Origin of the sequence: Niveispirillum irakense DSM 11586, from assembly GCF_000429645.1 — a bacterium.
GTDB classification, from domain to species: Bacteria; Pseudomonadota; Alphaproteobacteria; order Azospirillales; family Azospirillaceae; genus Niveispirillum; species Niveispirillum irakense.
The window spans coordinates 442,091-454,097 of sequence record NZ_AUCG01000016.1 but is presented as its reverse complement, the minus strand read 5'-3'; the positions used below and the strand labels follow the sequence as shown (position 1 = coordinate 454,097).

Below are 12,007 nucleotides of genomic sequence, written 5' to 3'. Positions count from 1 at the left end.
CGTCGGGCAGGATTATGGCACAGGTGGGCAACAGGTGGGTTGCCGGGCACCAAAGTCCAGCCCCACCACCAGTATCACCGAAAGCCAGCATTGGGCATCATCATGACCGTATCGACCCCTTCCACCGACATTGCCGCCAATCTGACCGCCATCCGCGACACGCTGGCCACAGAGGCCCGGTCGGTCGGTCGCGATCCGGATGCGGTCACGCTGATCGCCGTGTCCAAGGTGCAGCCGCTGGAAAGGCTGGAGGCGGCGCTGGCCGCCGGACATCGCGTGTTCGGGGAGAACCGGGTACAGGAAGCCAAATCCAAGTTCCCGGCCCTGCGGGAGCGCTATCCGGATATTGAACTGCACCTGATCGGCCCTTTGCAGACCAACAAGGTGAAGGAAGCCGTTGCCCTGTTCGATGTGATCCAGACCCTGGACCGGCCCAAGCTGGCCGCTGCCCTGGCCGAGGAAGGCCGTCGCCAGGGCCGCCTGCCCAAGCTGTTTGTCGAGGTGAATACGGGCGAGGAGCCGCAGAAGGCCGGCATCGCGCCGGCGGATCTGGGTGCTTTCCTGGCTGAATGCCGTGAGCAGCACGGGCTGGAGATTGCCGGCCTGATGTGCATCCCGCCGGTGGAGGAAGAGGCGTCGCTACATTTCGCCCTGCTGGCGGAACTGGCGCGGCGCCATGGCATCGCCGAACTCTCCATGGGGATGAGCGGCGATTACGATGTCGCCACCCGCCTGGGGGCGACCTATGTCCGTGTTGGCACCGCCATTTTCGGGGAGCGGGTGAAGGTTGCGGCCAATGATGGCGAGGATCATGGCTGAACCGGCTTTGCCGGATTTCCGCCGGCTGGATTATCTGGCCGGCGGCAGTGCCGATCAGCGCCATGTCTGGTCGCTGCTGCGCCGGCATGATCCGTTTGCCGCCTTGGCCCCGCTGGACTGGGCGCTGGCCGGCACCTTTCCGCTGGATATCCAGGTGCCCGGCTCCGACCTGGATATCCTGGTCGCCGTGGATGAACCGGCGGCCCTGGTCGGGCATCTGCCCCACCTTTACGGCCATCTGCCGGGTTTCACCCAGCATATCGGGCAATTCGCCGACGGGCCGGCTTTGGTGGCCGGCTTCATGCTGCAAGATGTACCGGTGGAGATTTTCGCCCAGGCCCGGCCAGTGGAACAGCAGATGGCCTGGCGGCATATGGTGGTGGAGGCGCGGCTGCTGGCGGCTTTCCCCGACTCCCGTGCCGCCATAAGGTCGCTCAAGCGGGCCGGCATGAAGACCGAACCGGCTTTTGCCAGCCATTTCGGCCTGGAAGGGGACCCATATCAGGCCCTTCTGGCGCTGGAAACAGTGCCGGATTTGACTGTAAGCCCTTTGATATTAAAGGGATTTGATAAAAAGTTCTGATTTTCGCAACAGAAGGCTTGCGGACCTGCGCGGACATCATTATGTTCCGCGCCGCTCCAGTGCGGAGGGGTGGCCGAGTGGTTGAAGGCGCTCGCCTGGAAAGCGGGTATACGTCAAAAGCGTATCGTGAGTTCGAATCTCATCCCCTCCGCCATTTTCTGCTGAGATGTTCCAGGCGCCAGCAGATGCCGTTACGGCAAACCAGAAAATCCATATAATCAGCTCTCAATTCTCGACGCGCTTGTGATGCGCGCGCGCTCGGCTTTGTCGCCAGTGAGCCTTCCCTTGGGCGCCGCTTAAAAGCGGACTTAAACAAGCGGCGCTACGATGCAGGCTTGGTTCAGCCAAGCGGATCGCCCGACCATGCAGCCTCTTGCCCTTATGACGCCTATGCCCAGCGGTGATACCGCGTCGGCCAATGCTGCCCGTACCGCCGGGGGCAATCCGCAGGGCGGGCAGGGGTTTAGCGCGCTGGTTGAAGGGGCGGTGGGGGGCAAAGGGCTTGCCGGCCCATCGCCAACGCAAGGGGAAATGACGCCGGGCCTGGATCAAACGGTCGATGGCACCGTCATGGCCGGGCTGATGCAGGCGCTGGGGTTGGTGACGGCACCGCAGGCACAGGGGGCGGTGACCCTTCCCGGCGGCACGCCCGGCGTTGCCACACCGCAGACCGGTGGTGATGCGTCCGTGGATGCGGCGGCTCCGGTCCCCGGCGGGGTCATGGCGCAGATGCAGGCCGCGCAAGCCACCGGCCCGCAGGGGCAGGCCCAGGCCGCAACGGCACCGCCTTTGCCGGCAGGACCCGCCGGCAATGAGGTCGCACAATTAACGGCGGATGAGGTGGGTGCCGCTGCGCTCAAGCTCCGGGAAGCGGGGGCGGGCGTAGTGCCCGCCCCGACCGGGCAGGCAGGAACGCCGGCCATCGCAGCCCTGGCAGCAGCGGAGGCTGCGGCTTCCGGGACGGTGCCGGTGCCCGCGTCGGTGACGCCCGGAACAGCGGCGCCCGCCCCCACAGGCAATGGGCGGGGCGCCCGTCCACGTTTTGATGCTGTCAACAATAGCAGCCCCAACCAGACGCAAACCGCCGCCGCACCGGTCCAGGCCCGCCCCGCCGCCTTCAGCCTGAAAGGCGCGAATGAGGGCATGGCGGTGGCCGGGATGCCGGCTGAGGAGGCGGGCAGCCTGTCCGCCCTGCCCGGTGGCGGCAGTTCCGCCATATCCGACCCATCGCTGGCCGTGACCCAGGCCGGGCAGGTGCTGCCGGGGCGGGACAGTGCCGCTGCCCATGCCATCAGTGCCCCCCGCTTTGCCGGTGCGCCGCTGGCGCCGGCCCAGCAACTGGTGGCGCGGATCGATCAGGCAATATCCAACGGCCAGACAACCCTCACCGTCCATATAGACCCGGACCATCTGGGCCGGGTGGAGGTGAAGCTGGAAATGAAGGATGGCAAGGTTACGGCGCTGATTTCCGCCGAACGCCCGGCCACCCTGGACATGCTGCAGCGCGATGCCCGCCTGATTGAGCGGGCGATGGAGCAGGGCGGTATGCAGGTCCAGCCCGACGGGCTGCAATTCTCCCTGCGCGATGGCGGTGGCGGCCAATGGGCCGAAGCCGGCCAGGGCCGCCGGGGCACCAGACTCTATGGCCAGCAGGCGGAGGCTGATCCCGCGATCAATCCCCTGTCCCCGCCGTCGGTCACCTCCGACAGCTTGGTCGATATCCATATCTGATCCGAAAGGGTTCCCATCATGACGACGGTTTCCGGTGTTGACAGCAACGTGGCGACGGATGCCGCCAGCCAGGCGGCGCAGACCCGCCTGACGACCGATACCCAATCCTTCCTGAAACTGCTGACGGCCCAGCTTTCCAACCAAGACCCGATGCAGCCGGTTGACCCGACCCAATGGGTGGCGCAGTTGGCCCAGTTCTCCACCGTGGAACAGGCGGTCACCTCCAATTCCCGTCTGGCGGAGGTGCTGACCGAACTGCGCTCCACCGGCGACCGGATGGACCTGTCCTATATTGGCCGGTCGGTGGAGGTGGCGGGCGACCGGGTGGCGCTGAAGGATGGCAAGCTGGATGCCACCTATAATGTGCCGGACGGGGCGGCCAAGGTGGATATCAGCATCGTGAACAATGAAGGCCGTGTGCTGCGCAGCTTCACCGGGGAAAAGGTGGCCGGCCTGCATGCGCTGAGTTGGGATGGCAAGGATACGGAAGGCGCCCTCATGTCCGATGGCACCTATACGGTGAAAGTTGTCGCCACGGATGAAGCGGGCAAGGGGCTGACCACGGATGTCTACCAATCATCCAAGGTGGTGCGGATCACGCGCGATGATGGCGCCACCTTGTTCCGCCTGGAAAACGGTCTGACGGTGGAGCGCGACCGGATTGTCTCTGCCGCCTGAGCCGGGGGGAATCAGACGGCCAGTAAAAAAACGCGGCTCCAGGCGGGCCGCGTTTTTTATTGTCTGGAATGGGACCTGCTTAGGGTTTGTCAGGTTATGTTGGAATCGGAAATGGTTCTCACTACCGTCACCCCGGCGCAGGCCGGGGTCCAGTTTCGTAGAGCAACGCGCTTGTGACCCTGGACCCCGGCCTGCGCCGGGGTGACGGTGTAGCTTGATCCAACCTAACCCGGACGAGCCCTAATCGCGGCGGCTGTTTTCCTGGTGGATGAACTGGGTCAGGGTCAATTCCCGCACCCGGCTGTCGGAAACCGTCGCGGCGGCTTGCAGAAGGGTGGTGCGCAGTGCTTCCGGGTTGGTCACGCCGGGACGCAGCCAGCCATCGGCGCCATATTCATAAAGATCGGCCAGCAGCCGGTCGCGCACGGCGGGCAGCAGCAGGGCGGCATTGCTGCCGGGTTTCAAATCCACCAGCAACCCGATGGAAACGAAGGAATCGATGCGCCCATGCTGCCAGAGCGGCACGATCAGGGCCATATCCTCCGCCCGCACCGGTTCTTCGTTCAGGGTCTGGGCTGGGAATGCCGGCAGGTTGGCAGCGGCAGCATAGGCCGCGCCAAAGGCCAGGGCAGCGGCCACAACCGCCTTCAGGATAAGGGTCCACATGCGCCGGCTCCGGGTATCCGATCAAAGGGGAAGGGCGGGCAGGATCAGAAGGGCAGGATCACGTCCAGCACCTGCTGGCCGACACGGGGCTGCTGCACATCGGTGATCTGGCCGCGACCGCCATAGGCGATGCGCGCTTCGGCGATCTTCTCGTAAGACACGGTGTTGCGGGTGGTGATGTCCTGCGGGCGGATGACGCCGGCGATGCGCAACTCCCGCAATTCGTAATTCACCCGCATTTCCTGCCGGCCGGCGATTACCAGATTGCCATTGGGCAGGATGTCGGTGACCACGGCGGCCACCTTCAACTGGATCTGTTCCTGCCGGTTCACGGCTCCGGCACCGCTGCTGTTGCTGCTGGAATTCATATTGACCAGATTGTCCGGGTCCACCCGGTCCGGCACCACCGTTTCCAGCCCGAACAGGTTGGGCACGCCCAGCGATTCGCCCGCCCCGCGTGACCGTGTGGTCTGGTTGCGGATCTGCGCCTGCTCGGCCATGTCCACGATGACGGTGACGATATCGCCGATCTTGCTGGCCCGCAGATCACGCAGAAAGCCGCGCGCATCGGATTCCCACAGGGATGCCGGCTGCCGCATGGTCTGCGACGGGATCGGCATCGGCATGGTCACGGCCGATGCTTCCGCCTGCCGGCCTGGATTGTCGATCGGCGTCATGCCCGGCGCGCGGCCGATATGGTCCCACTGATCGGCGCAGCCGGCCAGCAGCAGGGGGGCCAGAAGCAACAGAGCCGGGCGGCGGATGGCGGACATGGGGCCGTTCCTTGTGGTCGGGGGACTGGGCAATAACCGGTCAATTCGCGGCGGAAACCACGCCGGGGGCGGTGACGGTGGCGGTCAGTGTGCGGTTGCTGTCCATGTTCTGGACCCGGATAACATCGCCTTGCGCCCCGTCACCCAGGGCCCGCCCCTTGGCGGTCAGCACCAGGCCATCCTGGCGATATTCCACCGTCACCGCCCCATTGCGCCGGACCAGGGGGGCGTTGATGACGGAATTGGACGGGATCGGCCGGCCCGGCGACAGCACGCGCCGCGCTTCCATCCCGATCAGGCTGGCCGGATCGGTGAGGGCACGCCCCCCGATCTGGTCGCTGCGCATCGGCATCATGGCCAGATCATCCTTGGTGATGACCTCTCCGGGTGACAGGCGGCGGTTGGGCACCGGCACCTCGACCTCCGACCATAATTCGCCATCCACCCGCTTGCGGGCGCCGTCCTGGACCAGGATGGCGGCGAACCGGCGGCTGGACGGGTCGAATTGCAAGGTCTCCACCGCCTCCACCGCGCCGGTGAGCAGGGGGGTGATGCGCAGGCGCAAGGTGCCCTGCCCCAATGCCGCGCCGTACCGTTCCCGGAAAGCCGCGACCAGGGCGGCTTCCGCCCCACCTTGGGCTTCCATGCCGGGTGTGGTGACCGGTGCCGCCGGTTGGGCGGTAACCGGCAGGGCGGCAGCAAGGGCGAGGCTGACAGCGGTCAGCAGGCAGGGCAGCACACGCATCACCGCCTCACCGCATCTGGACCAGGGTGTTCAACATCTGGTCGCCGGCTTCGACCGTGCGGCTGTTCATCTCATAGGCGCGCTGGGCGGAGATCAGGCTGGTGATCTCCTGGACGATATTGACGTTGGCCGCCTCGACATAGCCCTGGCGCACCGACCCAAAGCCCAACTGGCCGGGAATGCCCAGCAGCGGCACGCCCGAGGCTGGTGTTTCCAGGTAGAGGTTGCTGCCAATGGCTTCCAGACCGGCATCATTGACGAACATGGCAATGTCGAACTGGCCGACATTTTCCGGCTCCGTCTGGCCTTCCACATAGGCCAGAACTTCGCCATTGCGGTTGATCGTCACGTCGCGGGTATTTTCCGGCACAGTGATGCCGGGGCTGACCTCGTACCCGTCCACGGTGACGATGGTGCCTTCCGGCGACAGCTTGAAATTGCCGGCGCGGCTATAGGCGCTTTCACCCGTGGGCAGGGTGACAACGAAATAGCCCCGTCCTTCCAGGGCCAGATCGTAATCATTTTCCGTCGGGGTCAGCGGCCCCTGGCTGTGGGAACGGGCGACGGCCGCCGCCTTCACACCCAGGCCAAGCTGGATGCCGGCCGGCACGATATCGCCCTGGTCGGACGAGGTGGAACCGGGCCGGAGCTGGGACTGGTACATCAGATCCTGAAACTCGGCGCGGGAGCGCTTGTAGCCGACGGTGTTGATGTTCGCGATGTTGTTGGAGATGACCTCCACATTCATCTGCTGGGCCATCATGCCGCTGGCGGCGATATTGAGCGTGCGCATGGATTTTCCTTCCGGCGGTCAGGTGGCGGGGCCGCCAAGCTTGTTGATGGCGTTGCGCTGCCGTTCGTTTTCCGATTCGGCCATACGGTTGGCCAAGCCATAGGCGCGGGTGATATCGACCAGCCGGACCATTTCCTCGATCGGCTGGACATTGGACCCTTCCAGGGTGCCCTGGACGATGGTGACGTTGAGCGCGGGCTGCGGCTCTACGCCCTCAGGTGCGGTGACGAGCCCGCCGCCATCGCGCAGCAGGGCCTGCTGCCCCGGCAGGGTGAACAGGCCGATCCGCCCCAGATCCACAGACTGGATTTCCTGTCCGCCGCCTTCCACCGTGTAGGAGACGGTGCCATCGGCGGCGATGGTCAGGGGCCCCACATCCTCCGGCACAGCGATGCGGTTGCCGCCCTCATCCAGCACGGGCAGGCCGGCGACCGTCACCAACTCGCCTTCCGGCGACCGGTTCAACCGGCCGTCGCGGGTGTAGCGCGGGCCCTGCGGTGTTTCCACCTGCAGCCAGGCATCGCCGCGGATGGCAATGTCGAACGGGTTGCCCGTGGTGGTCAGCGCACCTTCACGCGTGTCGGTATAGGTGGCGCGGTCCACGACGAAGGCCGTCGGGTCGCCCCGCCCCACCCGGCTGACAAAATCATCAAAGACCGGGCGTTCGGCACGGAACGCCGCAGTATTCATGTTCGCCACGTTATTGGCGGTGACATCCAGCATGCGGCGCAGCGCCATTTGCTGCGACAACGCCACGTACAGCGCGTTTTCCAAGGTTCCGGTCTCCTGCTTTTCAGGGCAGGCGGGCCGGAACCTGTTCCGGGGCCGCCGCTTTGAACCGGCTTTAATGTGCAGGGGCTAGGTTAAATCCGCGTTCAAGATCGGCAGCGGACGGGCAATGAGACATTTCCTGCATTTCCTGATGGCCTCCATCCCGGCCTGGCTCTGCTGCGCAGGCCCCGCCCTGGCAGCCCCGGCCACCGTCACCGTGCGGGAAAACGGTGCCGTGACAGAGCTGCTGATCAACAGTGATGTGCGGCGCCCGCAGCGGTTCCTGCGCGATGGCTGTGGCGCCACCCTGTCGCTGCCGGTCAAGGATGGGCTGGATATCAGCCAGCTTGGCGGGGCGGTGGGCCGCATCCAGACCATCGCCCTGATGAACCCGCACACCCTGGCGATTGCCACCGAATGCGGGGCGGAGATCGGGCTGGCCCGGCGCGATGGCCAGATGGTGGTGACCGTTGCAGCCCCGGTTGTGCCCGCGCGCAAGCCAGGCACAGGGCAGCCGGTTCCGGTGGTGGCGGATGCTGCCCTTGCCACGGCTTCCCCCGTTCCCCTGGTTCCGCCGCCCCCTGTCGCCGGGCCCGAATCGGCATCAGCGCCTGGCCCTGCCGTCGCGCCGGGGCCAGCGCCGGCCCCAAAACCGGTGGCGGAGCCTTTGGCCCCGCCGCCCAAGCCGGCCTCCGTCGCGCAGGCGGAACGTGATGCCGCCTATGCCCGTGATGCGGTCGCCGATGGCTTGCGCCGGGCGGCGGAACCACCGGTGCCGGAGAAAGGCAGCCGCGATCCCCGCCGGCCCGACCCGCAATGGGGTACGGGGCCGGCACTGGTCGATCTGGCGGCATGGCGTACCGGCCCCTATCGGGCAGAGCGCGACCGGCTGCGCAAGGCGCTGGCAGCAGAAAAGCCGGGGCCCGACGCGATGCGCGATCTGCTGCGCTTCCATCTGGCCTGGGACATGGCGGCAGAGGTGCTGACCACGCTGGACAGCCTGCCGCGCGACCAGCAGGATCAGGCGCTGCTGGCCGTCTCCATCACCCTGGCCGATCCGACCGATACCCGCGCCGACTGGCTGTTGACCAATCAGGCGCTGCGCAGTGCCGATGGGCCGCTTTGGGCGGCGGTGCTGTTGCAGCGCCGGGGCCAGGGGCGCGATGCGGTGCGCTATCTGCCGGCGGCTTCCCGCGCGCTGCCATCCCTGCCGCTGGACATGCGCCACGCGGTGGGGCTGGACCTGCTGGCGCTGGCGGCAGGGGTCGGGCTGGATGCCATGGCCCGCACCATCGCCCGCGACCTGGAAACCGGCGACGCCACCCCCCGCATGCTGGCCCGGCTTTATTATGAGATCGGGCGCCTGCACGCGGCGGGCGGTCGCCAGACCCTGGCGCTGGCGCAATGGGACAAGGCGGCCGCGGGTCATGGCGAGGTGGCGGCTGAGGCCCGAATCGCTGCCGCCAGCACCCGGCTGGAACGAGGGGAGGCGACGATTGCCGATCTGCGCCATGTGCTGGAACAGGCGGTGCGCGACTGGCCGGCCACATCGGTGGAGGCCGATAGCCTGATGCGGCTGGCCCGGCTTTCGGCGGATGAGGGGGATGTGACCGGCGCGCTGGAAAAGCTGCGCCTGCTGGATCTGCGCTTCCATGACCGGACACCGGCGGATGCAGCGGCGCTGGCCGACATGGCGGTCGATCTGCTGGGCCGCCTGTCCGATCCAGAAAGGACACCGGGCATCACCATTGCCGACCGGATGACCAGCTATGGCCGGGGCCGCGACCTGCTGCCCAAGGAGCCGGCGGGCTGGAACGTGCGCCGCCAGTTCGCCGCGATGCTGGCCGATCTGGGGGCCGGTGGGGCGGCGGAAATGGAGCTGCGGACGCTGGGGGAGGAGGTGCCGGAAGGGGAGCGACCAGCCATCCTGCATGATCTGGTGGAAATGCAGTTGGCGACCGGTGATGCCGCTGCCGCGCTGGCCACGCTGGATGCAATGGGGGCCGATCCCGCCAAGGGGCCGCGCCGGGGCACCTTGCTGCGGGCCCGGGCCCTGGTCATGGCCGGTGATGCCGCCGGGGCTTTGAAGCTGGCGGGCGATGGCAGCGACGCTGAGACGCTGGCGGTGAAGGCCGCCGCCTTCTGGCAGCAGGAGCGCTGGTCGGATGCGGTGGACGCCTATCGCACCCTGTCCGGACAAGGGGCTTTGTCGGCGGATGATGCCGCCCGCTACAGCCTTGCGGGCCTGCTGGCCGATGATCCTGCCGCCCCCCGCACATTGGACAGCCAGACCAAAGCCATGGCCGACCAACCCTGGGCCGCCGATCTGCACCAGTTGGCACGGCCGGTGCCGGGTGACGGGGCCGGTGAACGGGATCTGCGGGGCCTGCTGGAGGATGCGGACCAGGTCCGCCGGATGATGCAGCCCCGTGCGGGCAATTGAAAACCAGGTTTAACCGCGCCGCGTCAGGATGATGGTTCCTGCCCGCCGCCTTTTCCGGAGTATCCTCGGATGAATCTCGTCCTCGGCACGGTTATCGTCTTCGCCTGCGTCCTGGGGGGCTTCCTGGCCCTGGGGGGGCATCTATCTGTTCTCTGGCAGCCGTTCGAGGCGATCATCATCATTGGTGCCGCGCTCGGCGCCTTCGTGATCGCCAATCCCTGGCGGATTGTGCGGGAAACCGGCGCCAGTCTGGTGCTGCTGTTCCGGGGCGGCAAGAACCGCCGCGACGATTATCTGGAACTGCTGGCCCTGCTCTACACCGTGCTGCGCACCGTGCGCACCAAGGGCATGCTGGGCCTGGAAAAGGATATTGAGCGGCCGCATGAAAGCCCGCTGTTCCAGCAGTTTCCCCGCTTCCTGAAGCAGGAACGGGCCATCCGTTTCCTGACCGACTATCTGCGCCTTTTCTCCCTGGGGGCCGACCGGCCGGCGGAGATGGAAGCGCTGATGGACGAGGAACTGTCTACCATGAACAAGGAATTCCACCGCGCGCCGCGTTCGCTGAACATGGTGGCGGAGGCGCTGCCGGCGCTGGGCATCGTGGCGGCTGTGCTGGGCATGATCAAGGCCATGGGGTCCATCTCCGCCCCGCCGGAAGTGCTGGGCAAGCTGATCGGCGGCGCCATGGTCGGCACCTTTCTGGGCGTTATGCTGTCCTATGGCATTGTCAGCCCGCTGGTGGCGGCGCTGAACCGGATGCGCGACGATGACATCAAATATTTCCACTGCATCAAGGCGGCCCTGGTGGCCCATCTGCATGGCGCGGCGCCCACCATCTCGGTCGAGCATGCGCGCAAGATGCTTTATGCCGAGGTGCAGCCGACCTTCAACGAAGTGGAAGATGTGACCACCAACGCCACCCAGCGCATGGGTGAGCGCCAGCAGGCGGCTTGATCATGGCACCGACGGGAAAGCTGGGGCAGGTCGTCGTCGTTCACCGCAAGCAGCACCATGGTGGGCACGAGGAAGAGCAGCATAATGGCGCGTGGAAGATCGCCTATGCCGACTTCACGACCATGATGATGGCCTTCTTCATGATGATGTGGCTGGTCAACATCACCACACCGGAACAGAAGGAAGGCATCGCCGACTATTTCAACCCGATCAATATTTCCAGCAGCAATTCCGGCGCCGATGGGCAGTTGGCCGGGCGCAGCGTGGCCGATTACGAGGGCGCGTTGACCAGCAGCGCCGCCAGCGCCTGGGAGACGATCCCCACCGCGCGCGTGCCTGCCCTGGCCCAGCCGGGTCCGGAAAATGTGATCATGGAAGGCACGCCCGGCCCCGGCAAGGCGCAGCCGATCGGGGAAGCCAGCGACGCCAAGGGCGATTTATCCTTGGGCGAGGTGGCCTCGGGCAGTATCCCCGCCGGCCCCCTGATGGAGCCGGGGCTGGCCGACCGGCTGGCGTTGATCGCTGCCGAACAGGCCTCTTTCGAGCGGATCGAGGCGGAAGTGCGCACGGCCATGGCGCTGGCCGGTGATCTGTCCGGCCTGAAGGACAATCTGATGTTTGAGATTGTGCCGGAAGGCCTGCGTATCCAACTGACCGACCGGCCGCATTTCTCCATGTTCAATGTCGGGTCCATCGACCTTGCCCCCCGCGCCGCCGACTTGCTGCGGGTGGTGGGGGAGGCGCTGGTGCCGGTGCCCAACCGCATTGCGGTGGCGGGGCATACCGATGGCCTGTCCTTTGCGGCAACGGCGCGGTACGGCAATTGGGAATTGTCGTCCGACCGCGCCAATGCCGCCCGCCGCATCCTGTCGGCGGCTGGCATCCCTTCTTCACGGCTGGCGCGGGTGGAGGGGCTGGCCGACACGGTGCATCTGCTGCCCGATGCGCCCGCCGACCCGCGCAACCGCCGCATCTCCATCACCGTGCTGCGGCAGGTGGCGTTGCCCATGGGGCCAACGCCGTAAAGTCCGGCTTTTGACCGCGGGTTTTA

Annotated in this window: 12 protein-coding genes and 1 tRNA gene; 8 read left to right on the top strand and 5 right to left on the bottom strand. The window is 66.4% G+C overall.

From position 1 onward, the window contains the following. Positions 1–102: 102 nt before the first annotated feature. The 5 genes from G473_RS0105590 (at position 103) to G473_RS0105570 (ending at position 3,811) form a co-directional block, all read left to right on the top strand. The gene (locus tag G473_RS0105590) at positions 103–819 is read left to right on the top strand and encodes a YggS family pyridoxal phosphate-dependent enzyme (protein ID WP_029012292.1); all 717 of its coding nucleotides are present in this window, start codon (positions 103–105) and stop codon (positions 817–819) included. Continuing rightward, the gene (locus tag G473_RS25265; protein ID WP_051329912.1) at positions 812–1,402 is read left to right on the top strand and encodes a DUF4269 domain-containing protein; all 591 of its coding nucleotides are present in this window, start codon (positions 812–814) and stop codon (positions 1,400–1,402) included. The genes G473_RS0105590 and G473_RS25265 overlap by 8 nt, the downstream gene beginning before the upstream one ends. Positions 1,403–1,465: 63 nt before the next feature. Further along, positions 1,466–1,556: transfer RNA gene (locus G473_RS0105580), tRNA-Ser, on the top strand. Positions 1,557–1,765: 209 nt separating this feature from the next. After that, positions 1,766–3,133 carry a flagellar hook-length control protein FliK gene (locus G473_RS30210; protein WP_161630945.1) on the top strand — a complete coding sequence of 456 codons (1,368 nt, stop codon included), beginning with the start codon at positions 1,766–1,768 and terminating at the stop codon, positions 3,131–3,133. 18 nt (positions 3,134–3,151) lie between these two features. After that, positions 3,152–3,811: a flagellar hook assembly protein FlgD gene (locus G473_RS0105570; protein ID WP_029012290.1), complete on the top strand. Its 660-nt coding sequence runs from the start codon at positions 3,152–3,154 to the stop codon at positions 3,809–3,811. A 240-nt stretch (positions 3,812–4,051) separates the two neighbouring features. Here G473_RS0105570 and G473_RS0105565 read toward each other — a convergent pair whose 3' ends face one another. The 5 genes from G473_RS0105565 to flgF are packed head-to-tail and all read right to left on the bottom strand — an operon-like array spanning position 4,052 to position 7,562. Beyond that, on the bottom strand, positions 4,052–4,477 hold the full coding sequence (locus tag G473_RS0105565; protein ID WP_029012289.1) for a hypothetical protein: 426 nt from the start codon (positions 4,475–4,477) through the stop codon (positions 4,052–4,054). Positions 4,478–4,521: 44 nt separating this feature from the next. Continuing rightward, the gene (gene flgH / locus G473_RS0105560; RefSeq protein ID WP_029012288.1) at positions 4,522–5,250 is read right to left on the bottom strand and encodes a flagellar basal body L-ring protein FlgH; all 729 of its coding nucleotides are present in this window, start codon (positions 5,248–5,250) and stop codon (positions 4,522–4,524) included. 40 nt (positions 5,251–5,290) lie between these two features. Further along, a complete protein-coding gene (flgA, locus tag G473_RS25260) occupies positions 5,291–5,995 on the bottom strand; it encodes a flagellar basal body P-ring formation chaperone FlgA (RefSeq protein WP_051329911.1) in 705 nt (234 codons plus the stop codon). A gap of 7 nt (positions 5,996–6,002) precedes the next feature. Further along, entirely contained in the window at positions 6,003–6,788 is a 786-nt protein-coding gene (flgG, locus tag G473_RS0105550; protein ID WP_029012287.1) for a flagellar basal-body rod protein FlgG, read from the bottom strand. A gap of 18 nt (positions 6,789–6,806) precedes the next feature. Beyond that, a complete protein-coding gene (gene flgF, locus G473_RS0105545; RefSeq protein ID WP_029012286.1) occupies positions 6,807–7,562 on the bottom strand; it encodes a flagellar basal-body rod protein FlgF in 756 nt (251 codons plus the stop codon). 124 nt (positions 7,563–7,686) lie between these two features. Here flgF and G473_RS25255 point away from each other — a divergent pair, with 124 nt between their 5' ends. The 3 genes from G473_RS25255 to G473_RS25250 all read left to right on the top strand — a co-directional run bounded on the left by G473_RS25255 (position 7,687) and on the right by G473_RS25250 (position 11,981). Beyond that, positions 7,687–10,002 (top strand): hypothetical protein, encoded by a 2,316-nt coding sequence (locus G473_RS25255; RefSeq protein WP_035705406.1) that lies wholly within the window; start codon positions 7,687–7,689, stop codon positions 10,000–10,002. A 69-nt stretch (positions 10,003–10,071) separates the two neighbouring features. After that, the gene (motA, locus tag G473_RS0105525) at positions 10,072–10,956 is read left to right on the top strand and encodes a flagellar motor stator protein MotA (RefSeq protein ID WP_029012283.1); all 885 of its coding nucleotides are present in this window, start codon (positions 10,072–10,074) and stop codon (positions 10,954–10,956) included. Positions 10,957–10,958: 2 nt separating this feature from the next. Continuing rightward, positions 10,959–11,981: a flagellar motor protein MotB gene (locus G473_RS25250; protein ID WP_035705404.1), complete on the top strand. Its 1,023-nt coding sequence runs from the start codon at positions 10,959–10,961 to the stop codon at positions 11,979–11,981. The last annotated feature ends 26 nt before the right edge of the window (positions 11,982–12,007 follow it).